Here is a 1,544-nt window from a genome sequence, read left to right as displayed (position 1 = left end):
CCATACGATGTGCAAACCCTTAATTGTGAAGCAGACAACAATGGCAATTTATGGTTGCCCAGTTGGGGCGGGGGTTTACTTTGCTTTAATACAATTACAAAAAAATATGATACGCAAAAAAGAAAACCTTTTCCTGAAATTATTAACCATGTAAAATTAATTAACGACAGTATTTTATATGTTGCCTGTTTTGATGATGGCTTTTATCAATTAAATTTAAAAACAAATGCTTTTATCAATATTACCCCACCCCGCAACCCTGCAGATGCCACCGTTAAAAGTACCAGCATTCAAAAAGTTTCTATAACAAAAGATGCAGGCATTTTTATCGGGGGCAATTATTATGTTTATCAGTTGCATCCTTCTTTTTCACGGTTAAAGAAAAATATTTTTTATGAAGACAAGGCTCCTGAGGGTGAAATTTTTTTCGAAAATATCCTATGGGACGAAAGCCGCCATCAATACTGGATTACAACAGATAATGGCAACGGTTTGTATGCTTTAAAAGAGCATGAAACAATTGCAAAAAAAATTAGTGCTGCAGAAACACCTGCACCATTACATAAAAGATTTAACAGCCTTATTAAAGATGCCAGGCAAAGAATTTGGGTTCTAAGTGGAAATAGTGGAATTTATTTATGGAATGATAAAAAAAATATTTTTGAAAACCCGGCAACTGGAATAACTCCCCTGCCCGACTCCTTACTTAATTCAATCTTCCGGCTGCAAACAGATAGTGTAGGAAATATCTGGATGTTAAGCCGGGATAAATTTATTTATTTTGATGTACTCAACAATAAATACGAAACCTTCCCCATTACCTGGGGCAATAATTACAAAGGAGCCAAAACATTATCCCCGGCTACTATAAGAACGGATACTGAAGGAAACCCATGGGTACTAACACAAAATGGTCTTTTTGTTTGTAACCGAAAAGAAAAAAAAGTACGCCACATTTTTGAAACAGGGATTGATAAAACAAAATTTTCATACACTGCTTTTTGGGACGGGGCTTTTGATAAGCAGGATAACCTGTGGCTCACATCCCCCAATGGCATACAGGTGTACAGCACTACAAAAAACAAAGTGGTTAATACTTTTACCATGGCAGACGGGCTTCCTGCATTGGCAACCACTTTTATTGCTCTTGACAAAGAAAACCGCATTTGGGTAAATACAGCAGCAGGGCTTGCCATATATAACCCCGAAGAAAAAATATGGCGTTCCTTTAACCGCTTTGATGGGATGGGCCGGGACTACCTGGACGGCACCATCTCTATTACAACTAATGGTAAAATAGTTATTGAACAGGCAACTGGTTTTTTACTGAAAGATGCTGCTGAAATTTTATCGGCTGCCAATGTTCCTGTTTTACAAATTACTTCTATTACTATAAATGATAAAGAAGCTATAAATTCCCCTCAATCTTTAAAAAATAAAAAACTGCAGTTGCCTTTTAATCAAAATAATATCAGTATCGAATTTGCTGCTATGGATTGGTTGTATCCAAATAAAACAAATTATCTCGTTAAAATAGATGGGGT

At 36.2% G+C, this 1,544-nt stretch carries 1 protein-coding gene; it reads left to right on the top strand.

The genetic code is table 11. The annotated features are described in order from the left end of the window. A partial coding sequence (locus ACY65O_RS16075) for a ligand-binding sensor domain-containing protein (RefSeq protein ID WP_462221880.1) occupies positions 1-1,544 on the top strand: 1,544 nt, incomplete at both ends.

Origin of the sequence: Ferruginibacter sp., assembly GCF_031430955.1 — a bacterium.
Taxonomy (GTDB): domain Bacteria; phylum Bacteroidota; class Bacteroidia; order Chitinophagales; family Chitinophagaceae; genus Ferruginibacter.
Note: the sequence above shows the minus strand (reverse complement) of the source record. Positions and strands in the feature narration are given on the sequence as shown.